The sequence below is a fragment of the Corynebacterium nasorum genome (genome assembly GCF_032821635.1).
Lineage (GTDB): Bacteria > Actinomycetota > Actinomycetes > Mycobacteriales > Mycobacteriaceae > Corynebacterium > Corynebacterium kefirresidentii.
The window spans coordinates 24,453-46,105 of sequence record NZ_JAVBIE010000012.1 but is presented as its reverse complement, the minus strand read 5'-3'; the positions used below and the strand labels follow the sequence as shown (position 1 = coordinate 46,105).

Sequence of the window (21,653 nt, the reverse complement as noted above, 5' to 3'; positions counted from 1 at the left end):
GTGCGTAATGCATCTCCTCGTTGACCAGCGATTATTTTGCAATATTAGTGTTGCAGAAAGTCTCTATCAGCCGTTTGTGCAGTAAAGGGGACTTTTAGGGCACGGCCCTTTTCACACTTGACTTTTCAGTCCACTAGAATCGTGCGACATGACACCAGCTGATTTGGCCACACTGATTAAAGAAACTGCCACCAAGGTCATGGAAAGCCATGACCTTGACTCCTCCGTCTTGCCCGAAACGGTAACCGTCGAACGCCCTCGCAATCCTGAACACGGCGATTATGCCACCAACGTGGCACTGCAGGTGGCCAAAAAGGCCGGAACTAACCCGCGCGAGCTAGGAGGCTGGTTGGCAGAGTCCCTGGCGGAAAATGACGCCATTGCGGAGGCCGACATTGCCGGGCCTGGTTTCCTTAATATTCGCCTTGCTGCCGATGCCCAGGGGGAGATCGTCGCGCAGATTCTCTGCGCCGGCAAGGAGTATGGCTCTAATGATTCCTTTGCAGGCAAGAAGGTGAATCTAGAATTCGTCTCCGCTAACCCCACCGGTCCGATCCACCTTGGTGGTACTCGTTGGGCCGCAGTGGGAGATTCCTTGGGTCGCGTGCTGGAGGCATCCGGCGCGGAGGTTACCCGCGAGTATTACTTCAATGACCATGGCGGCCAGATTGACCGTTTCTCCCGCTCCCTCGTGGCGGCCGCGAAGGGCGAGCCAACTCCGGAGGATGGCTATGGCGGAGCCTATATCCAAGACATCGCTGCGGCCGTGGTGGAGAAGAATCCATCCGCCCTGGAGGGCAGCGATGAAGAAGTGCAGGAAGCCTTCCGTGCAGACGGTGTAGAGATGATGTTTGCGCAGATTAAGCAATCTCTGCATGAGTTTGGCGTGGACTTTGATGTCTACTTCCACGAGAACTCCCTCTTTGAGTCCGGTGCGGTCGACGCTGCGCTGGACAAGCTCAAGGCTGAAGGCAATATGTATGAGGCCGAGAATGCGTGGTGGCTCAAATCCACCGACTACGGCGATTCGAAGGACCGCGTGGTGGTTAAGTCCGATGGCAATGCGGCCTATATCGCAGGCGATATCGCATACGTGGCTGATAAGTTCGACCGCGGCCATGATCTGAATATCTACATGCTGGGTGCGGACCACCACGGCTATGTGCCGCGCTTGAAGGCGGCAGCTGCCGCCTTGGGCTACGATGCCGATGCTGTCGAGGTACTAATTGGCCAGCTAGTCAACCTTTTGCGCGATGGCAAGCCGGTGCGCATGTCCAAGCGTGCGGGCACAGTTATCACCATGGAGGACCTCGTGGCCGCCATCGGCGTGGACGCCTCCCGTTACTCCCTGGTGCGTTCCTCTGTGGACCAGAGCATCGATATCGACCTCGGTCTGTGGGAATCCCAGTCCTCCGATAACCCGGTCTATTACGTGCAGTACGGCCACGCCCGCCTGTGCTCTATCGGCCGCAAGGCAGCCGAGCTGGGCGTTGATGCCGAAGGTGCGGACCTTTCCCTGCTCACCCATGAACGCGAGGGAGATCTCATCCGTACGCTGGGTGAATTCCCGGCCGTAGTGGAAGAGGCAGCGCAGTTGCGCGAACCGCACCGCATTGCCCGCTACGCCGAGGACCTCGCTGCGGTATTCCACCGTTTCTATGACTCTTGCCAGGTCCTGCCCAAGGCCGGCGAGGAAAAGGCTCCTATCCATGGCGCCCGCCTGGCATTGGCGCAGGCAGCCCGCGTGGTCCTGGCTAATGCCTTGACCATGGTGGGCGTAAGCACCCCGGAGAAGATGTAAATGGCGGATTTTAATGAGTTGCCCGCCCATGTCTGGCCGCGCAATGCGCAGCGCGAGGAAGACGGCGTAGTTACCATCGCCGGCGTTCCGTTGCCGGACTTGGCGGAGGAATTCCACACCCCGCTCTACGTTTTCGATGAAGATGACTTCCGGTCCCGCTGCCAGGACATGGCGCGTGCCTTTGGCGGCCCGGAGCATGTGCACTATGCCTCCAAGGCATTCATTTCCAAGAAGATTGTCAATTGGGTCAATGAGGAAGGCCTGTGCTTGGATGCGGCCTCCCTCAACGAGCTCAAGATTGCACTGGCGGCAGAATTCCCGGCCGAGCGCATTACCACGCATGGCAATAATAAGGACGAAGAGTACCTGCGGCTGTGTGTAGATGCCGGCGTGGGTCACGTCGTCATCGATAATGAGCACGAACTCGAAGAACTCAATCGCATCGCTGGGGAAGCGGGCAAGGTGCAGCCGGTCATGATCCGCGTCAAGCCGGGCGTGGATGCGCATACGCATGAATTCATCGCGACAGCGCATGAGGATCAAAAGTTCGGCATTTCGCTAGCCACCGGTGCCGCCTTCGCCGCGGCCAAGCGATGTTTGGAGGCAGAGAACCTGCACTTGAGCGGCCTGCACTGCCATGTGGGCTCCCAGGTCTTTAATGCGGAGGGCTTTAAGCTTGCTGCCGAGCGCGTCATGGGCCTGTACCGTCAGATCTACACCGAACTGAACGTGACTCTGGCAGAGCTCGATTTGGGCGGTGGCTTCGGCATTCCCTATATGCCCTATGAGGAGGCACTGGATATCGAGCGCGTGGCCAGCGATATGCTCGGTGCGGTCAAGCACACCGCAGAGGAGTTGGGCATCGAGGCGCCCTTCCTCCTAGTCGAGCCTGGCCGTTCCTTGGTCGCCGGCTCTGCGGTGACCGTCTACCGAGTGGGTACCGTCAAGGATGTAGAAACCGGCAAGTCCGATCTGCCCCTGCGCCGCTATATCTCTGTCGATGGCGGAATGTCGGACAATATACGTCCGGCCCTTTACGGCTCGGCGTATGACGTACGCGTGGTCAACCGCTTTAGCGATGGGGAAGAGGTGCCCTCGCGCGTGGTGGGTTTCCACTGCGAATCCGGAGATATCCTACTTGAGGATGGCGAGCTACCCAATGATATCCAGCCGGGAGACTTGATCGCCTTTGCGGCTACCGGCGGCTACCAGTACATGATGTCCTCACGCTATAACGGTGCGGTGCGCCCAGCGGTCGTCGCCACGCGCGTGGGACATACCAAGCCAATGCTGCGGCGCGAGACCATCGAGGATCTTCTCTCCCTCGAAGTGGACTAGCTGGCACGCGAGCCCCGCCACAAAACCTATTTTAATTCAGGCCTTGTGGCGGGGCTTTTTCTATCTATGGGTCTATTTAGGGCGAAAGTAGACAGCTTGTTCTGTATAGTGTCCTGTATCCGCACTGAGCGGGAACGACACGTTAACCCCAACTTCAATATGGAGACGGACTATGGCTGCATCGACTAGCGAGCTTCAGGCACAAAAGCATTCCGGCAAGGGCGAGGGTGAGACCGTTGGTATCGCGCTGCTGGGCTTTGGCACCGTTGGTGCTGAGGTCTTCCGCTTGCTGGGAGAGAATGCTGATGCCTTTGCTCACCGCATTGGCGGCCCAGCCGAGATTCGCGGCATCGCCATCCAGAATAAGAATAAGCTGCGCCCAGGGGTACCCCAGGAGCTATTGACCGATGATGCCAAGGCACTTGTCGCCCGCGACGATATCGACCTTGTAGTCGAGGTTATCGGCGGCATTGATTTTCCGCGCGAGCTGGTCCTCGCCGCTCTCAATTCCGGCAAGTCCGTGGTTACTGCTAATAAGGCGTTGGTAGCCGCGCATGCGGATGAGCTGGCAGAAGCCGCCGACCGCGCCGGAGTGGACCTTTACTTTGAGGCTGCCGTGGCCGCCGCCATCCCAGTGGTAGGTATGCTGCGCCGCTCTCTGGCCGGTGATCAGGTAGAGCGCATCTCCGGCATCGTCAACGGCACCACAAACTTCATCTTGGATGCCATGGAGTCCACGGGTGCCTCTTATGATGAGGCACTGGCCGAGGCCACCCGCCTGGGCTATGCCGAGGCTGATCCCACCGCGGATGTTGAGGGCCACGACGCCGCTTCCAAGGCCGCTATTATGGCATCTTTGGGATTTCACACCCGCGTGAAGTTTGAAGACGTGCACTGCGAGGGCATTACCAAGGTCACGGCCGCGGATATCGCGGCGGCCAATGATGCCGGCTATTCCATCAAGCTGTTGGCCATCTGCGAACGCCTTCAGCGGGAGGACGGATCCGAAGCCGTCAACGCCCGCGTACACCCCACTTTGGTGCCCAAGGAGCACCCGTTGGCCTCTGTCAGCGAGTCCTATAATGCCATCTTCGTCGAAGCCGAGGCCGCAGGTTCCCTGATGTTCTACGGCAATGGCGCAGGTGGTAATCCTACTGCTTCTGCCGTGCTTGGCGACGTCGTCGGTGCAGCCCGCAATATCGTCCACGGCGGCCGCGCACCGGGTGAAAATACCTACGCCAATCTACCTATCGCCGACTTTGGTGAGGTGGAAACCCGCTATCACATCGATATGGAGGTCCAAGACCGCACCGGTGTGCTCGCGGCCATCTCTGCGGCCTTTGCAAATAATGGCGTATCCCTGCGCACGGTACGCCAAGAGGACGGCGAAGATACTGCTCGCCTCATCGTGGTCACCCATGCTGCCAAGGAAGCCACCCTGGACAAGATCGTGGCTGACTTGGATGAGCTAGATGAGGTCAAGGCCGTCCATTCCGTAATCCGCCTCGGCAGCTAGCCCGACGCAATAGACTGAATAGCTATGAGTATCGAAGTTGAAGTCGGCACCAAAGCAATCGTGACCGTTCCCGCTTCTACGGCGAATCTTGGCCCCGGTTACGACACCTTGGGCATGGCGCTAAGCCTTTATGACACCGTCGAGGTAGAGGTCACCACCTCTGGGCTGGAGGTAGAGATTTTTGGTGAGGGCGCAGAGGACCTGCCGCGCGATGGCTCCCACCTAGTGGTTAAGGCGATTCGCTCCGCGCTTTCGACAGCCGATGCTACCGTGCCGGGCCTGCGGGTGGTTTCGCATAATAATATTCCGCAGTCGCGGGGCTTAGGCTCTTCCGCCTCTGCCGCTGTGGCGGGCGTGGCCGCTGGCAATGCACTGGCGGGAAGCCCCCTCACCCAAGACCAGGTGGTGCAGCTTTCTTCCGCTTTTGAAGGGCACCCCGATAATGCGGCCGCCTCCGTGCTGGGTGATGCCGTGGTGTCGTGGACCAATGTCCCCGTCGATGGTCACTCCTTGCCGGACTATCGCGCTGCTTCCATCAAGGTGCATAAAGATATTCGTGCCACCGCGCTCGTGCCGGATTTCCACGCGTCTACCCAGGCGGTGCGTCGCGTATTGCCGTCGCACGTGACTCATTCGGATGCGGCGTTTAACGTCTCGCGCACCGCGGTGCAAGTGGCTGCATTGCAAAACTATCCGGACCTTTTATGGGAAGGCACCCGAGATCGCCTGCACCAGCCGTACCGAGCGGATGTGCTTCCTGTGACCGCGGAGTGGGTCAACCGTCTGCGTAACCGAGGATACGCAGCCTACCTCTCCGGCGCCGGTCCGACCGTAATGGTGCTGCACACCGAGGACATCGATGAGAGCATTCTTGCCGACGCCCGCGAGCAAAACCTCCGCGTCATCGACCTCGCCATCGCCGGCCCAGTCAGCGTGGAGCTTACGCAGGCTTAATTTCCAGCCTGCATACGTTGTGAGGCTGGCGCGGCACCAGGTTAATGGTGGTGCCTTCATCGGTAGTTTCTTGCAGGAAGCCAGCGTGTACCGCGCAGAGGAATGGTGAAGGCTGGAGTCCTGAAGACACAAACGGGCAGGCACGGAGCTCCATGTCGGTAGAGTCCGGCTGCATGGCGGGGTCAAAGCCCATATCGCGCAGCGTGGAAAAGAGCGTATCGAGTGCGCGATCGGAGCCCTCTGCGCCTGCGGCGCGTGCCCAGCGGCGCCCGATCTCGATGGCCTTGGCAGACGCGGCAACATCAAGGTCTTCCTTGCCCGCCAGCATGGTGGTCAGCACTTCTACCAGGGTGATGTATTCCTCTGCCACGGTCTTATTGTCTGGGACGCGGACTTGGAAAATCAGGGAAGGGCGTCCCCGGCCCTTACTCGGCGCGGATAGCACGTTTATAGCTCCGGCGTTGACCAGCTCATCGATGTGGCCACGGGCGGTGTTGACGTGCATGCCAAGCTCCTCGGCCACGGTGCCAGCTTTGGCGCCATTGGGGTGGCGTTGTAAGGCTGCGAGTACCTCGCGTTGCTTTGGCGAGAGATTGAGGGCCTCGGGGAAGAGTTCGGTGGTGGGCCGGGGTAGTGAGTCAGGCATGGTAGGAAATCCGCCTTGGGGTCTGCATAACAGAGATTTTATTTGGGGTGGACAAAAACGTTTGCTGTAGATATTGCCAAGGATACGGTGCTACCCACCGCAAAACCTAAAGCAGACTCGCGGTCTACCGGTACGGTGGCCTCGTAACCGCCCAGATCCACGCGCAGCTGAGCGGCTGCGAGGCTGGTGGCCTCGACCGCTAGGACTCGCACAGCCCACTGGTTGCAGGCTTCCGGCACGGCACCGATGGTGACCGCATGCGGATCGAATGTCACCGCCACCTCCTGCCCGGGCTGAACAGGCGCGTATTCCGTCGTTGCCAAAATAGTAATCTCCCCGCAGGCGACCTCCACAGTGGAGGCATCTGTGGCGGTCACCGTTCCTTCAATGCGGTTAAGCCCCGCGAGTGCCGCAACGAAGCCAGTCGGCGGGGCATCAAGGAGCCGCGCGGTAGCGCCGTGCGCTCGCACCTGTCCGGCTTCCATGACCAGCATGTCTTGCGCCAGGTTCGCAATGTCGAGCGCGTTATGGGTAACGAGCAGGGTGGTCCTATCCTCGCGGGCAGCGTGCAGAAAGTGGCGCCACCTCTCAGCCGATTTCACGTCGACTGCGGCTAGTGGCTCGTCCAATATGAGAACGGCTGGTCGTGCGGCTAGCGCGCGCACCAGGGCCACGTGGGCGGCCTGGCCGCCGGAGAGGGCTGTTACTGGGACGTCGGCAAGCTCGTGCAATCCTGCTGCCGCGAGAAGCTCCTGCGCACGGGTCCTATCGCGGGTAACCATGGCGACCGCTTGCTGGGCCGTCGAGCGCGGCGGCAAGCCCGGCCGCTGGGTGAGTAAGACGATGCCGGTTCCGTCTGGAGAAACCTCACCGCCGCTCAGGCGCCCAGCAATGCGTCCCATAAAAGTGGTCTTGCCGGAGCCGTTCGGGCCCACCACGGCCGTAATGGCTCGCGGAGACAAAGCCGTGCGCACGCCATCGACCGTCACGGATACCGCCTGCGCATTCGTGGGCTGGGTGAGCTCGCGGAGCTTGTCCACGTCCAGTGAATGCAGCTGCCTTGCCTGCGGCTGGTAGCGCCGCCTGCGCAGGGCCGGCAAGTCCGCAAGCGCCAGGCAGACCAAGGCCAGCCCGATAAGCAGGGCGGAGAGCACGTAGGCGCCGTCCGCGTCGACCTCGCGCTCTAAGTAGATGCCCAGCGGCATCGTGCGGGTAACCCCTGGCTGAGAGCCGGCAAAGGTCAGTGTCGTGCCAAATTCGCCCAATGAGCGCGCGAAGGCCAGCGCCGCGCCGGTAGCTATAGCCGGCGCGATAGAAGGAAGGGTGATCTTGCCGAGTATCTCCCAACGCCCCAAGCCCACGCCCCGCGCCGAAGCGAGGATTTCCTGGTCTAGTTGGCGCAGTGCCGAATCGACCGCTACCACCACAAAGGGCAGTGCCACGAAGGTTTGCGCCACCACGACTCCGGGGAAGGCGAAGGCGAGGTGGATCCCCAGGGCGTTGAGAAGCGGGGAGAGGTAGCCCTTGCGCCCTAAGGCTGCGGTAAGGGCCAAACCGCCGACCACCGGTGGCATAGCCAGAGGAAGGTAGACCAAAAGACGGATAATGGTGCTACCGCGACCGAGCTGCTGGACCCATAATGCCAGGCCCAAGCCCATTACGAGCGCGAGCAGCATGGATTGGAAAGCCGCCGCCACGGAGATGAGCAGCATGTCTCGAATCTCTTCGCGGCCAAGGTAATCGCCGATGCGCGCCCACGGTACCCGCAGCCCGAGAGCTGCCACGGGAACAATGATGGTAGCTACCGCAATGAGACCAATGAGGCCGACAAGCAGCGGGGCCTTGGGGCGGACAGGCTGAGGGGCGGACATAGACTACTTCGCTGGGCTGAAGCCAAGGTCGCGCCAGGTGGAATCAAAGTCGCTGGCCAACAAATTGAGCACCGCGCGGGCCTGGTCGGGATGAGAGGCGTCCGTGGCAACGGCGCCCAGGATCTGATTAGAGAATTTCTCCGCCCCAGGAATATCAATCACCTCAACATCATTGCCGGCCGCGGCGGCATCGGTGGAGTAGACCCATCCAGCATCGGCTTCACCCGAGGCCACCTTTCCTAAAACATCCGCTACCTGGCGCTCCTGGGAGGAGGGGTGGACGTCCAAATGCTGGTCATCGATGATCTGGGAGGAAATATCGCCGCAGGGTACTTGCGGATCGCAGAGTACGAAGTGATGGGCGTGGGAGAGATCCTGCACAGAATGGATTCCCGCCGGGTTTCCTTTAGGTACCACCATGACCATGACATTCGTGGCGAGCACCTCGGGGGCGGTCACGGTTCCATCCTGGACCGCCTTATCCATGGTCTTTTTGGAAGCCGTGAGGAGAAGATCGGCCGGGGCACCCTCGCGCAGCTTGCTCACCAGATCGGAAGAGCCGCCATTTTCAAAGCTTAGATTCACTGCTGGATCGAGCTGGCCCGCGCGCTGGGTAAGTTCTTCATTGATAACTCGGGTCGACGAAGCCGCCAGCACATTGAGTGTGGGATCCGCTGTATCCTGTGACGACGTTACTGACGTGTGTGGAGCGCAGCCTGAAAGAGCGATTCCCAAGGCAACGAGGAGTGCGGTAACGCGTTTGTGCATCTGCGGAGAGCTCCTTTTCGGCTTCTTTGGCGGTGAGTATGACCTACCTAGAATAGCCCTCCGCCGTGCAAAGGTTTAGCTCACGCGAGTGAACTTGATGTGGAAGTCGTTTTCTTCCTCCTGGAGGTAGTCAAGCTCGAAGTTCTCCTCGCGGGACTCGACCTCTTTGAGCAGTGGGACGGGGTTGTGTGGGGCGATAAGGATCATTGATTTGCCTACATTAAGGGTGCCCAGCGCGCCATGGATGGCACCGTGGCGAACGGCGTGCGGAATTTCGGAGGCGTTGAGGGTGGGGATGGAATGCGGCTTATTGGCGTCGGAAATGGGCAGCTGCATGGCAAGTAGTCCTTTCTACTGGGGTGCGAGTTTCGCTCTGACCCCAATATTAGTACGATAAAACTCGTGCAAAATAATAGCGTGGCGCATCGCCCTATTTTTCTCGCCTGTGCAGGGGTATCCCTGCTGGTTGGGCTGGGTGCGGGCGCCTCCCTCCTGGGTTTGAACGCCACCCCGGGAGCATCCTTTGCTGCCGACCACGGGCCGCTAATGGTCTTTGGTTTCGTAGGCGGAGCCATAGGCCTCGAACGCGCCGTCGCCGTGCGCACCACGTGGGCCTGGGTGGGGCCTGTATGCCACGTCGCTGGCGTGCTCAGCATTCTCGCCGGCCTACCGCGTGGGGTCGCAGCCATGTTCTTTGCCGCCGGCTTCCTTGTCCTTGGCTGCATCTATGCCACTATCTACCGCCGTCAGGCTAGCCTCGCGATTCTGGTGCAGGCAGTCGGCGTCATTGGGGGAGTAGCCGCCGCTGCCCTCTGGGCCATGGGGCCGGGGTTTGCTACAGCGATGCCGCTGTGCGCACTTTATGCCGTGGCCACCATCATCGGCGAGCGCATGGAATTAGCGCGCGTAACCATGGCCGGCACTCGCGCCGAAAATCATCTCACCCTCTTAGTGCTGGGGCTGGCGGCAGTCAGCGTTATCTATATGCTTTCCCCGGCGGTGGGCTATCGCGCTATGGGGCTGGCGCTGATTGCTATCGCCGCGGCGACCGCGCGGGCGGATGTGGCCAAGAACTTGGTGCGCTCACAAGGATTGCCGCGCTATTCGGCGGCATGCATGCTGGCCGGCTACGCCTGGCTCGCGTTCGGCGGGTACTTGTGGCTGATCTATGGCGAGGCCACCGGCTTTGTCTATGATGCCTCGGTGCACACCATTTTCCTGGTCTTTGTCGTGTCCATGATTTTCGCGCACGCGCCCATCATCTTCACCTCTGTTATTCGCCGCCGCCTGCCATACCACAAAGTGCTCTACGTACCTGTGGGGCTCTTGCATGGTGGCCTTGCGCTGCGAGTCCTTGCAGATTGTGCCCAGCACACCACAGCGCTCCAAAGCGGCGGGGTGGTTACCATTATTGCGGTAATAGGCTTTCTTGCCTGCGGCATTACCTTGACCAGCAAGGAGGCGCGACGTGCGCATTCATGACATTTCACTGGCCGCGCGCGGCCGCTGGCATATTTTGACCGCAACCCTTATCGCAGGATGGATCCTTGTCGGCCTCGGCCTGCTCATCGCTAGCTCCTTGGGCGCACCCGTGGTGTGGTGGGATATCATCCACCCCTTCACAATTGGCGCGCTGACCACGGCCATCCTCGTCTTTTCCACCCACTTCACTGAGGCCTTGACTAGGACTGCGGGTGGGGACTATCGGGGCGTCGGCAGTCGCGTGGCACTAGTCCAGATCGGGCTTATCTTGTTGCTCATCGATAGGGCGGGGTATGACTGGGGCCCGCTTGCCGACGTCGCCTCAACCCTCATCATCGCCGCCCTCGCCTGGCATCTGTGGTTCGTCGCGCGGCGCCTACGCGGCTCATTGTCTGGTTCTTTTGCCGTGACCGTGCCCTTTTATATCGCCGCTAGCGTGTTCATGATTGTCTCCGTAGTACTCGTCATCCTCAGCGGCAACAGGGTAGGCGAGTACTCCCTCCTCATCGGCGCGCACTCGCGCGGTATGGTCTGGGGATTTGCCTGGCTGACCGTCATCGGCACGGTGGTCACGCTGCTTCCCACGTTGTCTGCCACTGCGATTTCCTCCACCGCCCGTGCAAGATGTACCCGTGCGCTCATCGTGCATTGCGTGGGGCTGGGATGTGCGATGGCACTATACGCGGTAGGCCTCACCCGAGCTGCAGGCGTGGCCCAGCTGCTCGTGGTCTTGGCAGCCCTGCTCATCATCCAGCCGGTACTCGCTACCGTCATGGGGCGCTCACCACGGCTGACCACCGCCACCGTTGCCGTCATCGCCGGCCTGCTGTGGATGCTGGCGTTGTGCGCCGGTGATGCCATCTCCGCAGCCGTCGGAGCCTACCCGCGCACCATCACCTTGGTTGTGCTTCCCGCCTTCCTCGGTGCTGGCCTCTTGCAGCTGGTGACCGGTGTCCTACACCACCTGCTGCCCATACTCACCGGGGCGCGCCCCGATACCGCCGAGCGCACCGGTTACGCCCGCCTGCTGCTTATCAACGTAGGCGGACTACTTAGCTTGCTCGACGCTACTGCGGCCGGGCTTATCATGATGGGGATAGGGATTGCCGCCAATATCTTCGCCGTCGGCCGCGCCCTCTACTTACAGAAAAGACTGGAGAACTAAATGCTGAGCGTTTCTTCCTCGCAACCCGCGGACAAGCCCGCCTCCAAGGACTCATCTTGGGCTTCGTGGCTACTCATCGGTATCGCGTTAGCGGCAGTTATCGCACTCGCGGTGGTCAATTCCACTGGCAAGAGCTCTCAGTCCGCTACGCCTGTAGCCTCTGGTGAAACGCAGACCATTGACGTTGGTGTGGATGGCATGGCCTTTACGCCCTCGTCTATCGATATCGACCCTGGAACCCATCTGGTGGTCAACTTCACCAACTCGGGTGACCAAGTCCATGACCTGAAGATAGGTGATGCCGAGACCGGCCGCGTCGATCCCGGCGAGACCGTCCAACTTGATGCCGGAGTCATCGACTCCTCCGAGGAAGGCTATTGCACCATCGCCGGCCACAAGATGCAGGGCATGACTTTTAAGGTCAACGTCGGAGATGGCGCCGCCGCAGGGCATGATCACACGGTGGCTTCTGCAAGCAACCCCCACGTAGACGTGCCCACCGCCGCCGAACTCGGCACCCAGCGCGATGGCTTTTCTGCCTTCGACGCCTCTGTGCAACCTGCCGCCGAAACGAAGACCCACAAAGAGACCTGGACGATGACCGAAGAAGTCGTAGAGGTCGCCCCCGGCATCAAGCAAATGCGTTGGCTCTTCAACGGCCAAGCCCCAGGCCCGACCCTGCGCGGAAAAGTGGGCGATAAATTCGAAATCACCATCAAAAACGAGGGCTCCATGGCCCACTCCATCGACTTCCACGCCGGCGAGGTCAACCCTGATGAGACCATGAAATCCATCCAACCGGGTGAGGAATTGACCTATAAATTCACCGCGCATCGCTCCGGCATTTGGATGTATCACTGCTCTACGATGCCCATGTCCCTCCACATCGCTAATGGCATGGCCGGCAACGTCATCATCGATCCGCCGAACCTGAAGCCCGTGGACGCGGAATACAACTTCATGGCGACCGACGTGTTCCTCGGTGAGGAAAACACTGGTGCCGATGCCCAGCGCGTAGCCGACGGCCGCTTCGACCTCATGGCCTTTAACTATTATCCCGGCCAGTACGACGCAGAACCCATCAAGGCCAAGGTGGGCGATACCGTTCGCCTGTGGCTGACTAATCTAGGCCCCGACCAGCCGCTGAGCTTCCACGTTGTGGGCGAACAATTCGATACCGCCTACAAAGAAGGCGCTTACCTCATCAAGAATGAGGACTCGACCGGCTCGCAAGCCCTGGACCTCCTCCCGGCGCAAGGCGGATTCGTCGAGATGACCTTCAACGAGCCCGGTACTTATTCCTTTGTCAATCACATCATGACTAACGCCGAGAAGGGGCAGCACGGCAAGTTCATCGTCACGGAGTAGGCCAGCCTCGCTCGATACACCCTTCGCGCTCACCATGAAACAAGTTTCATAAATCCGCGGCTTCACGGTGATCGCGAAGAGCGGGGTAGTTCTGCAGCTTCCCCTTCGCGCTCACCGGGACGGTGATTTCGTGCTACCCGCGGCTGCTAGTGAGCGCGAAGGGTGGTGAAAAGAAGACCCTTACCCTTGCCGCTCACCAGTGCGGTGCCGTGGCCTAGTTCAGCGAGCTGCGGTGAGCGCGAAGGGGGAGGGCAGGGTCCGGGAAGCGGAGCAGGGGGAGCTCGCGCAATTCCGCGTGTGTGTCGTAGTCGCGTTCGGCGCCGGTGCCAGGGACCTCGACAAAATTCACACCGCGGATGAGGCGGCGGACGGAGACGTTCCTAGCCGTAGGAAGGGATTCGAGCTGAGTGTGGAGCGCGGGGGCGTGCCAGAGGGAACACAGCGGCTGGAGGTAGCCGTCGGCGGCGCGGGTGAGTACGGCATCGGCTGTGGAGGAGGCGAGGGTCGAGCGCAGACGGGGAAGCAGTAGCGGCGAATCGGGGGCATCCACGGCGAAGAGGGCAAGTTCGGTGCAGTGGGATAACGCTTGTGCGCCGGCCGCGATGCCAGCGACGGGACCACCGTAGAGCGGGGACTCGCACACCTGGGGTAGGCCGAGATAATGCGGTGAGACGGCCACGGCCGGGGTGCCGTAGGGGAGCTGGGCGAGCAGGCGGTCTATAAAACGTGTTCCGTGGGCGGAAAGAGAGGCTTTATCTGTGCCACCCATGCGTCGACCGTGGCCACCGGCGAGGATTATCGCGCCGAGCATTAGGCCTCCGGCAGGGTGCGGGACCAGTCTCCGGAGCGGCCGCCGGATTTCGCCACGATGCCGCAACGGCGGATATAGGCGGAGCGGTCCACGCCCTTGACCATGTCGATGATGGCGAGCGCGGAAACATTCACGGCCGTAAGCGCTTCCATCTCCACGCCAGTGCGGTCGGCGGTGCGGACGGTGGCGGAGATGAATACGTGGTCGTCGTCAAGCGTGAGCTCCACAGCGCAGCCGTGCACGCCGATGGTATGCGCTAGTGGAAGCAGCTCGGGGACCTTCTTGGCAGCGGAAATGCCGGCGATGCGGGCTACAGCTAGGACATCGCCCTTGGGCACCGTGCCGTCGCGCAAAGCGGTCATGACCTCGGGAGAGCAAGCGACTTCGCCCTCGGCCGTCGCGGAGCGCACGGTCGGTTGCTTCTCGGTGACATCGACCATGTAGGCGGCGCCGTCAGAGTCAAGGTGGGTAAATTTCATGGCTGCTCCTTAATACAGATAAACGGTGATGTCCTCGCCCACGGCGGGCGGTTCGGAGTAGATGAGACAAAAGCCATTGGTACCGGCGAGCGATACAACGCGATGGCTGCCGTGGGGCAGGTGCGAAGTAATGGCGGGCTCCGGCTGAAAGTCTACGGTCACGGGGACAATGGTCGGCCGGCCGCGGGAGGCAGGAAGAGGCGAGTCTACACGGGCGCGCAGGTTGACCCGCTCCCGTGGCGCAGGGTGCCCGGAAAGTGCGGCGATGAGGGGACGAGCATAAAGCTGGAAATCCACGAAGGCAGCCACGGGGTTGCCAGGCAAGCATAGTACCGGGGTGCCTTTCCAATTGGAGTAGCCCTGTGGGGCGCCCGGGCGCTGGTCGACGTGCCCGAACCACGCGGAATCCGTGCGCCCCAGCACAGTGTGGACCACATCGAAGGCGCCGGCTGACACGCCACCGGAGGTGATGATGAGGTCGTGGGAGGAGGCAAGCTCATCCAGTGCAGAGGCCAAGTCTGCGGGGGAATCGCCAACATGGAGGCGCGTGTGTGCGCCCGCGAGCGCGGCGAGCATGGGGCCGTTGGAATCCGGCAGCTGGCCGGGAGCGAGTTCTGTTGGGGAAGAGACGAGTTCTTCGCCAGAAGAAATGATCGCTATGCGCGGGCGGCGGTGGACCGAGACGGAATAAACGCCAGCGGAGGTGAGAGCGGCGATTACGGCGGCGTAGACAAGCGTGCCTGCTGTGGCCACTGGCGCGCCGGACTGGATATCCTCCCCGGCGGCGCGGATATGTGACTTGGTGGGAGCATCGGTGATGGTCACCTCGTCTGGAAGCGCTACGGGGCCGGCCGGGGTGGTGGTATTTTCCACGGGCACGACAAGCATTCCTGCGGTATCAGCTACCGGTGCGCCGGTCATGATGCGCACCGCGTGTCCCGCGGGGACCTCGGTAGGGGCGGCACCGGCTGGTACATCGCCGGCGACGGGGAGGGTCCATGGGCCGGGGGAGGGAAGATCCGCGGCGTGGACGAGGAAGCCATCCATCGCCGAGTTGGCGTGGGGCGGCACGGGAAAGCGCGCGGTGGCATCGGCGGCGAGGACGCGGCCGATGAGGGAGGCATCGACGGCGGCTGACTCGGCCGGCAGGGGGGATGCCAGGGTGAGGACGGCATCGAGGTGCGCGGAGATGCTGCGGGGCGTGGACATAAAAATAAGGTTAGCCGCCGATGGCAGACATCGGACGGTCCGGTTGCAGAAAGCCTTCGTCATCGATGCCATGGCCAGGCTTTTTGCTCCACATTTCCTCAGCCCAGGCCTCCATGATCTCCTCATCGCTGGCCCCAGAGCGCAATAGTTCCCGCAGCGGGGTTTCGGAATTGCCAAAGAGGCAGTTGCGCACGGCGCCGTCGGTAGTCAGCCGCGTACGATCGCAGTCGCCGCAGAAGGGGTGGGTGACCGAGGCAATGATGCCCAGTGTGCCGCGCGTTCCATCCGGAGCAGTGGCCTCCCACAGGGCGGCGGGGGCAGATCCCCGCGGTTCGTGGGCGGGCTCCATGGAGAAGTGGGTGCGCAGGCGGCCAAGGATATCTTCGGCCGTTACCATGTCCTCGCGGCGCCATTGCTCGCGGGGCCCAAGCGGCATCTGTTCGATGAAGCGCAGCTGAGCACCGTGGCGGACGGCATAGTCCGCTAGCGGGACGATGTCTTCTTCGTTGACCCCGGGCATGACCACGGCGTTGATTTTGATGGGGTGGAGGCCTGCGGCATCCGCAGCGGCGATGGCCTGGAGCACGTGATCAAGGCGGTCGCGGCGGGTGAGCGCGGCGTAGCGCTCGCGGTCGATGGTATCGAGCGAGATATTGATGCGATCGAGTCCGGCTGCGGCGAGGGCGCCGGCGCGCTTTTCTAGGCCAAGCCCGTTGGTGGTTAGCGCGGTGGACGGGGATCTCCCCTGGTCGGTGCGCAGCTCTTTAGTGGCGGCAATAATCTTTTCCAGCGACTTACGCAGCAAGGGTTCGCCGCCGGTAAAACGCACTTGGCGGATGCCCAGCTTGCCGACGCCAATTCGAATCAGTCGGATGGTTTCCTCATCGCTCAAGGTCTTCTCTGTGGGCATCCACTCTAAGCCTTCGGCCGGCATGCAATAGGTGCAGCGCAAGTTGCAGCGATCCGTGAGGGAGACGCGCAGGTCGCGGGCTTGGCGGCCATAGCGATCCAGCAGTGCGCGCGTGCCATCAGCAGCCGGGGCGGGCAGATCCGCTGGCGACTGCGCCCGGACCACGGTGGGCAGGGGCAGGGAAACTACGGGTCGCTGCGTGGAAGAGGTCATCGGTGCCAGTCTAAGAGAGGGGATGAGGTACACCAAGCTGCAACGGCTTAGAGAAGGATATTATTCCTAGTTTTCCCGGCTTAAATCGGTGGCTTCGGTGGCAGCGAGGCGCTGCGATTCGCCTGGACCCTTGAGCCGGATGATGTTGTACTCGCCTTCTGCCAGGTGGGTGCGCAAATCCTTCTTATCGAATTTGCCCACGGAAGTTTTATCGATGGACTTTACAAAGGTCCAGTACTCCGGCAGCATCCAACTCGGCAGCTCCTTGCGCATGCTGGCGCGCAGGCGCTCTGCGGTTTCGATGGTGGGAGAAGCACCTTCTGCCAAGACGGTAACGGCCAGTGGGCGCTCGACCCATTGCTTATCGGGATAGCCGATAACGGCGGCTTCGACGACGAGTGGGTCAGACATGATGAGGTTTTCGAGCTGGACGGAATAGATCCACTCGCCGCCGGAGCGGATGACGTCTCGGGCGCGGTCCTCTACGGTAAGGAAGCCGTCCTTGGTGACCGAGCCGACATCGCCAGTGCGCAGCCAGCCATCCGCGGTGAACTTGCCCTCTGCAGCCTCGACCTGCTTGCCGCGAAATTCGGAGGCGATTTCGCCCGGCTCAGCGGTAGGCGAGTGGTAGTAAGAACCGGTGACCAGGTTGCCGCGTACCTGCAGCTCGCCCGCGTTGCGGTCGGTTCGGGCCACAACTTGGCCGTCATTGACCACGCGGTATTCCAGCGAGGCGGGGATGCGACCTTGAGAAATGCGGTAGGCCCACCGGGTATCGCCCGAAGCGCCCTGAGGAGGGCGGGCGACGCTGCCGACGGTGGAGGTTTCTACCATGCCCCACACGTGAACAACGTCGACACCGTAGCGTTCCTCCCACATCTTGATAAGAGTTGGGGGAACAGGGGAGCCGCCGGCATAGATCTCCGTGAGGGTCATGCGCTCCGGCGGGTGGTGCATGTAGTGCACAAAGAGTTGGATCCAGATGGTGGGAACGCCGTGGGCCACGCGCGGAGAAGTAGCGGCAATGGCCTTGGCAAGGGTGGGGGCGGATACGTCGGCGTCGGGAAGCACGAGCGGGGTGCCCGTCATGAAGCAGGTAAAGGGAACGCCCCAGCTCAGCACGTGACAGATGGGGATGCAGCACAGGAAAGTCTCGCCGTGGGTGATGCACAGCGAGTCCGAGGAGCGCAGCTGCATGGCCTCCAGATACAGCGAACGGTGCGAATACAGTACGCCCTTGGGGGCACCCGTGGTGCCTGTGGAATAGCACAGTGCCGCGGCCGTGCGCTCATCTAGTTCCGGCCAGTCATAGACGGTGGAGCGGCCATCAATTAAAGCTTCATAGGAATACACTTCAATCCCACGGGGGAAGAGATGGGCAAACTGCTGCGCAGGCTGTGCGCCGGTAATGATGACGCTTTTCACGGAGTCGGTACCCACAAGCACCTTGCCTAGTTGCTGCGCCAGCCGGGGATCGCACACGATGGCAGATATTTCCGCGTGATTAATAATATGGCGAATCTGGTCATTCATCAGCTGCTTATTCAGCGGCGCAAAAATCGCGCCCTTGCAAGCAGTGCCAAACATGACCTCGAGGTGTTCGGCGCAGTTCCACATAAAACTGCCCACCCGCTCATCGCCGGTAATACCCAAATCATCATGAATAGCGTGGGCGAAGGCGGCTGCGCGAGCGGCGATATCGCGGAAGGTAACTTCTTCGGCCGGATCAAATTCAGAGCCGGTGCCCTCACCGTGCCAGGTTGTCACCGTGGTGCTGCCGTGCACCGAGGCGCCGTATTCCAAAATGCGGGTCAGGGAGAGGGGGATATCCATCATCGTGGAAAGCATGCCTCTACTGTAGCGGTGTCATGGTGCGGGCGTTGCGGTCTATGCGTTATACTTGTTCGCGACTGGTAGGAAACCGGAATTTTTAGCTCCCCTTTCCTATGGATTCGGGCCCAGAGAAGTTTTGCCCGCAGTCGTTTCTTGATTTCTTCCGGTTCGTGCACCCGCTGTGCGAATTCTCCTTGAGAACATGGAAGAGGCCTCATACTTATTGCCCGGCAGGACGCGCATGCGCCTTGGCACGAGGGCGAGAAGTCCTAGAAAAATACACATTGGCTTCCAGTGCAACGCCGTGAGCCTAGGCTACGGCGGCTCCCGCATCATCGGACCTGGTCAAGCAACGAAAGGATATCCGTGAGCGAAACGGACAACACCGCAGCACAGGATCTTGCATCCCTGAAGCTGCCGGAATTGCGCAAAATGGCCGCAGAGCGCGGCCTACGTGGTGTCTCTGCCCTGCGCAAGGGGGATCTCATCACCGCCATCAAGACTGGTCAAGTTCCGCCAAAGGCCAAGGCCAAGGTGGAAAAGGCCGCTCGGGTAGAAAAGGCGGAAAAGGCAGAGAAATCTGATAAACCAGAAAAGCCACGCGCGCAGGCGCAGGACGATGCGCCGCAGAAGGCGGAAAAGCAGGAAGAATCCGGCGAGAAGCAGGATAACCGCCAGCAGAACTCTGGCGACGAGCAGCGCTATGAGTCGCGTTCTCAGGCACGCCGCGCTCGCCGCAACCGCGCCCGCCGGCAAGAACGCCAGGAGCGGCAGGAACGTCAAGAGCGCGAGGAACGCAGCCACAACGAGGAGCAGGGCGGCAATAAAGACAACCGCGAGAATAACTCCCAGGATGGCTCCGATAATCAGGGCGATAAGAATGACCGCGGCGATAATAAGCAGCGCGGCAATCGCCACGATGACAACAATAATCACGAGCGCGGCAACCGTCGTGGGCGCCGCAATCGCCGCAACCGCCGTGGCCGCGGAAACAATAATGACAATAACGGCGGCAACGATTTGCAGGTCCGCGAGGGCGATGAGCTGCAGGCCGTCGGTGGCATTTTGGACGTGGTAGACAATAACGTCGCCTTCCTGCGCACCACCGGTTACCGCGCCGCGGCTTCCGACGTCTTTGTCAACAACGGCATTGTCCGCCGCCTGGGCCTGCGCTCCGGCGACGCCATTACCGGCCAGGTTAAGGTCTCCGGCCCGACGCATACGCATGGCAACGGTCGTAACCGCCGCAAGTACAACCAGCTGGTTCAGGTCGATACCGTCAATGGCATCGATCCGGAAAACGCAAAGCAGCGTCCACACTTTAATAAGCTGACCCCGCTGTATCCGAATAAGCGCCTGCGTTTGGAAACGGACCCGAAGATCCTCACCACCCGCGTGATTGACCTCATCATGCCCATTGGTAAGGGCCAGCGCGCGCTTATCGTCTCCCCGCCAAAGGCCGGTAAGACGACGATTTTGCAGAATATCGCCAATGCGATTTCTACCAATAACCCGGAGTGCTACCTCATGGTTGTCCTCGTAGATGAGCGCCCTGAGGAAGTTACGGATATGCAGCGTTCCGTCAACGGTGAGGTTATTGCTTCCACCTTTGATCGCCCGCCATCAGAGCACACCTCCGTAGCCGAGCTGGCTATCGAGCGTGCCAAGCGCCTTGTGGAGCAGGGCAAGGACGTCGTTGTTTTGCTCGACTCCATTACCCGCCTGGGCCGCGCCTACAATAATTCCTCCCCGGCATCCGGCCGCATCCTCTCTGGCGGTGTGGACTCCAACGCGCTCTACCCGCCAAAGCGCTTCCTCGGCGCCGCCCGCAATATCGAAGAGGGCGGCTCGCTGACAATCATCGCCACCGCCATGGTGGAGACCGGTTCTACCGGCGATACCGTCATCTTCGAGGAATTCAAGGGCACCGGCAATGCCGAGCTGAAATTGGACCGTGGCATTTCCGAGCGCCGTGTATTCCCGGCCGTGGACGTTAACCCGTCCGGCACCCGTAAGGATGAATTGCTGCTCGTACCAGAGGAGGTGCGCATCATGACCAAGCTGCGTCGCATCCTTTCTGCCCTGGATTCCCACCAGGCCATTGACCTGCTCATTAAGCAGCTAAAGAAGACCCGCTCCAATGGCGAGTTCTTGATGCAGGTGGCCTCCTCGGCCCCGATGGCTGCGGATAAGGATGAAGAAGATTATGTCTAATCAGGTTTCCCTCGTTGATGACATTGTGTCCGAATACCAGGGCATTGAGATGCAGATGGGCGATCCGGAGGTGGCCGGCGACCAGAAGCAATTCCGCAAGCTCTCCAAGCGCTATGCGGAACTGCGCCCCATCATCATGGTTAATGATGAATTAACCCAGGCCCGCGAGGATCTCGCGGACGCCAAGGAGATGGCCTACGAGGACCATGACTTCCAAGAAGAAGCGGACCGCCTCGAAAAGTCCGTGGAGAGCTTGGAAGAAAAGCTCGCTGATCTGCTCGCGCCGCGCGATGAGCAGGACTCCGAGGACATCATTATGGAAATCAAGGCCGGCGCGGGAGGCGAGGAGGCGGCCCTCTTCGCCGGTGACTTGGCCCGGATGTACGAGCGCTACGCGGATAAGACCGGCTTTAACTGGGAGGTCCTGGGCCTCAACGAGTCGGATCTGGGAGGTGTGAAGGATATGACCATTTCCTTCCGCTCCAAGTCTCCTTCGCGCGATGGTGCCTGGTCCGTCTTCAAGTTCGAGGGCGGTGTGCACCGCGTGCAACGTGTCCCGGTCACCGAGTCCCAGGGCCGTATTCAGACTTCTGCCGCCGGCGTGCTGGTCTACCCAGAGCCAGAAGAGGTGGAGTCCGTCAATATTGATGACAAGGATATTCGCGTTGACGTTTACCGTTCTTCGGGTAAGGGCGGCCAGGGCGTGAATACCACCGACTCCGCGGTGCGCATTACCCACCTGCCAACTGGGCTTATCGTTACCTGTCAGAAGGAACGTTCCCAGATTCAGAACAAGGCGCGTGCACTGCAGGTCTTGCAGGCCCGCTTGGACCAGATGGAGCGTGAAGCTCGCGAGGCTGAGGCCGGCGAGCAGCGCGCCTCCCAGGTGCGCACCATGGACCGTTCGGAGCGCATCCGCACCTATAACTGGCCGGAGAACCGCATCACGGATCACCGCATTGGCTACAAGGCTAATAACCTGGACTCTGTTTTGAACGGCGATATGCATGACCTTATTAAGGCCCTGCAGGACCAGGAGCGTGCCGAGCGCCTCGAGGCTGAGGGCTAAACGGGC

Annotated in this window: 18 protein-coding genes and 2 pseudogenes; 9 read left to right on the top strand and 11 right to left on the bottom strand. The window is 61.0% G+C overall.

Going from position 1 to position 21,653, the window contains the following annotated elements; all coding sequences use genetic code 11:
• The first annotated feature begins 148 nt into the window (after positions 1–148).
• The 4 genes from argS to thrB all read left to right on the top strand — a co-directional run bounded on the left by argS (position 149) and on the right by thrB (position 5,609).
• Positions 149–1,801: an arginine--tRNA ligase gene (argS, locus tag RAE07_RS09850; protein WP_317001774.1), complete on the top strand. Its 1,653-nt coding sequence runs from the start codon at positions 149–151 to the stop codon at positions 1,799–1,801.
• Positions 1,802–3,139, top strand: a complete 1,338-nt coding sequence (gene lysA / locus RAE07_RS09845; RefSeq protein WP_023021776.1) for a diaminopimelate decarboxylase — start codon at positions 1,802–1,804, stop codon at positions 3,137–3,139.
• 172 nt (positions 3,140–3,311) lie between these two features.
• Positions 3,312–4,655, top strand: coding sequence for a homoserine dehydrogenase (locus RAE07_RS09840; protein ID WP_023021774.1), 1,344 nt, complete (start codon positions 3,312–3,314; stop codon positions 4,653–4,655).
• A 24-nt stretch (positions 4,656–4,679) separates the two neighbouring features.
• Positions 4,680–5,609 (top strand): homoserine kinase, encoded by a 930-nt coding sequence (gene thrB, locus RAE07_RS09835; protein ID WP_023021773.1) that lies wholly within the window; start codon positions 4,680–4,682, stop codon positions 5,607–5,609.
• Here thrB and RAE07_RS09830 read toward each other — a convergent pair.
• The 6 genes and pseudogenes from RAE07_RS09830 to RAE07_RS09815 form a co-directional block, all read right to left on the bottom strand.
• Positions 5,596–6,255, bottom strand: a complete 660-nt coding sequence (locus tag RAE07_RS09830; protein WP_316327357.1) for a helix-turn-helix transcriptional regulator — start codon at positions 6,253–6,255, stop codon at positions 5,596–5,598. The genes thrB and RAE07_RS09830 overlap by 14 nt on opposite strands.
• Before the next feature lie 38 nt (positions 6,256–6,293).
• Entirely contained in the window at positions 6,294–6,740 is a 447-nt protein-coding gene (locus RAE07_RS11995; RefSeq protein WP_369707479.1) for a TOBE domain-containing protein, read from the bottom strand.
• 138 nt (positions 6,741–6,878) lie between these two features.
• Positions 6,879–7,229: pseudogene (locus RAE07_RS11990) on the bottom strand (ATP-binding cassette domain-containing protein); the annotation flags it as partial.
• A 150-nt stretch (positions 7,230–7,379) separates the two neighbouring features.
• Positions 7,380–7,913: pseudogene (locus RAE07_RS11985) on the bottom strand (molybdate ABC transporter permease subunit); the annotation flags it as partial.
• Positions 7,914–8,129: 216 nt separating this feature from the next.
• The gene (modA, locus tag RAE07_RS09820) at positions 8,130–8,894 is read right to left on the bottom strand and encodes a molybdate ABC transporter substrate-binding protein (RefSeq protein ID WP_316327355.1); all 765 of its coding nucleotides are present in this window, start codon (positions 8,892–8,894) and stop codon (positions 8,130–8,132) included.
• A gap of 75 nt (positions 8,895–8,969) precedes the next feature.
• Positions 8,970–9,230 carry a DUF2249 domain-containing protein gene (locus tag RAE07_RS09815; protein ID WP_316327354.1) on the bottom strand — a complete coding sequence of 87 codons (261 nt, stop codon included), beginning with the start codon at positions 9,228–9,230 and terminating at the stop codon, positions 8,970–8,972.
• A 66-nt stretch (positions 9,231–9,296) separates the two neighbouring features.
• Between RAE07_RS09815 and RAE07_RS09810 the strand changes: the two genes are divergently transcribed.
• Genes RAE07_RS09810 through RAE07_RS09800 form a run of 3 tightly spaced genes read left to right on the top strand, consistent with a single transcriptional unit; the run spans position 9,297 to position 12,909 of the window.
• On the top strand, positions 9,297–10,376 hold the full coding sequence (locus tag RAE07_RS09810; protein WP_316327353.1) for a DUF8744 domain-containing protein: 1,080 nt from the start codon (positions 9,297–9,299) through the stop codon (positions 10,374–10,376).
• The gene (locus RAE07_RS09805) at positions 10,363–11,541 is read left to right on the top strand and encodes a beta-carotene 15,15'-monooxygenase (RefSeq protein WP_317001772.1); all 1,179 of its coding nucleotides are present in this window, start codon (positions 10,363–10,365) and stop codon (positions 11,539–11,541) included. The genes RAE07_RS09810 and RAE07_RS09805 overlap by 14 nt, the downstream gene beginning before the upstream one ends.
• On the top strand, positions 11,542–12,909 hold the full coding sequence (locus tag RAE07_RS09800; protein WP_239206805.1) for a multicopper oxidase domain-containing protein: 1,368 nt from the start codon (positions 11,542–11,544) through the stop codon (positions 12,907–12,909).
• Positions 12,910–13,123: 214 nt separating this feature from the next.
• Here RAE07_RS09800 and mobA read toward each other — a convergent pair whose 3' ends face one another.
• The 5 genes from mobA to RAE07_RS09775 all read right to left on the bottom strand — a co-directional run bounded on the left by mobA (position 13,124) and on the right by RAE07_RS09775 (position 18,379).
• Positions 13,124–13,720 carry a molybdenum cofactor guanylyltransferase gene (gene mobA / locus RAE07_RS09795; protein ID WP_023021765.1) on the bottom strand — a complete coding sequence of 199 codons (597 nt, stop codon included), beginning with the start codon at positions 13,718–13,720 and terminating at the stop codon, positions 13,124–13,126.
• On the bottom strand, positions 13,720–14,199 hold the full coding sequence (moaC, locus tag RAE07_RS09790) for a cyclic pyranopterin monophosphate synthase MoaC (protein ID WP_023021764.1): 480 nt from the start codon (positions 14,197–14,199) through the stop codon (positions 13,720–13,722). Before moaC ends, mobA begins: the two co-directional genes overlap by 1 nt.
• Positions 14,200–14,208: 9 nt before the next feature.
• Complete coding sequence (locus tag RAE07_RS09785) at positions 14,209–15,408, bottom strand: molybdopterin molybdotransferase MoeA (RefSeq protein ID WP_317001771.1); 1,200 nt, start codon at positions 15,406–15,408, stop codon at positions 14,209–14,211.
• 10 nt (positions 15,409–15,418) lie between these two features.
• Complete coding sequence (moaA, locus tag RAE07_RS09780; RefSeq protein WP_034656447.1) at positions 15,419–16,531, bottom strand: GTP 3',8-cyclase MoaA; 1,113 nt, start codon at positions 16,529–16,531, stop codon at positions 15,419–15,421.
• Between the two features lie 66 nt (positions 16,532–16,597).
• The gene (locus tag RAE07_RS09775; protein WP_023021761.1) at positions 16,598–18,379 is read right to left on the bottom strand and encodes a long-chain fatty-acid--CoA ligase; all 1,782 of its coding nucleotides are present in this window, start codon (positions 18,377–18,379) and stop codon (positions 16,598–16,600) included.
• A gap of 351 nt (positions 18,380–18,730) precedes the next feature.
• Between RAE07_RS09775 and rho the strand changes: the two genes are divergently transcribed.
• A complete protein-coding gene (gene rho, locus RAE07_RS09770) occupies positions 18,731–20,578 on the top strand; it encodes a transcription termination factor Rho (protein ID WP_317001770.1) in 1,848 nt (615 codons plus the stop codon).
• Complete coding sequence (gene prfA / locus RAE07_RS09765) at positions 20,571–21,647, top strand: peptide chain release factor 1 (RefSeq protein ID WP_023021759.1); 1,077 nt, start codon at positions 20,571–20,573, stop codon at positions 21,645–21,647. The genes rho and prfA overlap by 8 nt, the downstream gene beginning before the upstream one ends.
• The last annotated feature ends 6 nt before the right edge of the window (positions 21,648–21,653 follow it).

Bases quoted from the DNA above. Each gene is read 5' to 3' on its own strand.
- modA (WP_316327355.1), bottom strand. From the start codon at position 8,894: ATGCACAAACGCGTTACCGCACTCCTCGTTGCCTTGGGAATCGCTCTT.
- moaC (WP_023021764.1), bottom strand. From the start codon at position 14,199: ATGAAATTTACCCACCTTGACTCTGACGGCGCCGCCTACATGGTCGAT.
- RAE07_RS09830 (WP_316327357.1), bottom strand. From the start codon at position 6,255: ATGCCTGACTCACTACCCCGGCCCACCACCGAACTCTTCCCCGAGGCC.
- RAE07_RS09815 (WP_316327354.1), bottom strand. From the start codon at position 9,230: ATGCAGCTGCCCATTTCCGACGCCAATAAGCCGCATTCCATCCCCACC.
- thrB (WP_023021773.1), top strand. From the start codon at position 4,680: ATGAGTATCGAAGTTGAAGTCGGCACCAAAGCAATCGTGACCGTTCCC.
- RAE07_RS11995 (WP_369707479.1), bottom strand. From the start codon at position 6,740: ATGGAAGCCGGACAGGTGCGAGCGCACGGCGCTACCGCGCGGCTCCTT.
- argS (WP_317001774.1), top strand. From the start codon at position 149: ATGACACCAGCTGATTTGGCCACACTGATTAAAGAAACTGCCACCAAG.
- RAE07_RS09785 (WP_317001771.1), bottom strand. From the start codon at position 15,408: ATGTCCACGCCCCGCAGCATCTCCGCGCACCTCGATGCCGTCCTCACC.
- prfA (WP_023021759.1), top strand. From the start codon at position 20,571: ATGTCTAATCAGGTTTCCCTCGTTGATGACATTGTGTCCGAATACCAG.
- RAE07_RS09840 (WP_023021774.1), top strand. From the start codon at position 3,312: ATGGCTGCATCGACTAGCGAGCTTCAGGCACAAAAGCATTCCGGCAAG.
- lysA (WP_023021776.1), top strand. From the start codon at position 1,802: ATGGCGGATTTTAATGAGTTGCCCGCCCATGTCTGGCCGCGCAATGCG.
- RAE07_RS09775 (WP_023021761.1), bottom strand. From the start codon at position 18,379: ATGCTTTCCACGATGATGGATATCCCCCTCTCCCTGACCCGCATTTTG.
- moaA (WP_034656447.1), bottom strand. From the start codon at position 16,531: ATGACCTCTTCCACGCAGCGACCCGTAGTTTCCCTGCCCCTGCCCACC.
- RAE07_RS09800 (WP_239206805.1), top strand. From the start codon at position 11,542: ATGCTGAGCGTTTCTTCCTCGCAACCCGCGGACAAGCCCGCCTCCAAG.
- mobA (WP_023021765.1), bottom strand. From the start codon at position 13,720: ATGCTCGGCGCGATAATCCTCGCCGGTGGCCACGGTCGACGCATGGGT.